This is a genomic window from Acidovorax sp. GW460-11-11-14-LB4 (assembly GCF_059423685.1).
Genome location: NZ_JBWKYJ010000154.1, coordinates 1 through 589, shown reverse-complemented (window position 1 = coordinate 589; position 589 = coordinate 1). Strand labels below are relative to the sequence as shown.

Here is a 589-nt window from a genome sequence, read left to right as displayed (position 1 = left end):
GAGATCTGGCCGGTGCGCAGGGCTTCAGCAGCCTGGGCACGCACAGCAGCGCGGTCAGCGGTGGACTTGTAGGTCACCACACGCGAGCCAGCGGGTTCGATGGAGCGGGTCTGGGCCACGGTAGCAGCTTCTGCAGCCACTTCAGCACGGGTGCGGTTGGTTTCGAACTTGGTGGCGAACTGCGAAGCATCGGCCTCATCAGCGTGGGCACCAAAAGCGGCAAAAGCGGCGACAGCAGCAACGGACAGGAAACGGACAGACTTGTTCATGGTGAAACTCCGAAAAATTCTAAAAAGAGGACTTGGGTACTGAGAGATACGGCGCAACCAGAGCGGCAGATTCAGCCGCCCCTGGTGAATCAGCCGCGCTCACCCGAAGAAATCTGGCCGGTACGCACTGCTTCAGCAGCCTGGGCACGCACGGCAGCGCGGTCAGCAGTGGACTTGTAAGTCACCACACGCGAACCAGCGGGTTCGATCGAGCGGGTCTGAGCCACGGTAGCGGCTTCGGCGGCCACTTCAGCGCGGGTGCGGTTGGTTTCAAACTTGGTGGCGAACTGCGAAGCATCGGCTTCGTCAGCCTGGGCGCC

Annotated in this window: 2 protein-coding genes; both read right to left on the bottom strand. The window is 62.0% G+C overall.

What is annotated here, in order from left to right; all coding sequences use genetic code 11:
* Positions 1-269, bottom strand: a 269-nt coding sequence (locus tag AC07X4_RS24005) for a DUF4148 domain-containing protein (RefSeq protein WP_494741551.1), incomplete at its 3' end; no start/stop codon positions are given.
* Between the two features lie 89 nt (positions 270-358).
* The coding region (locus AC07X4_RS24000; RefSeq protein WP_440598370.1) for a DUF4148 domain-containing protein at positions 359-589 on the bottom strand (231 nt) is incomplete at its 5' end.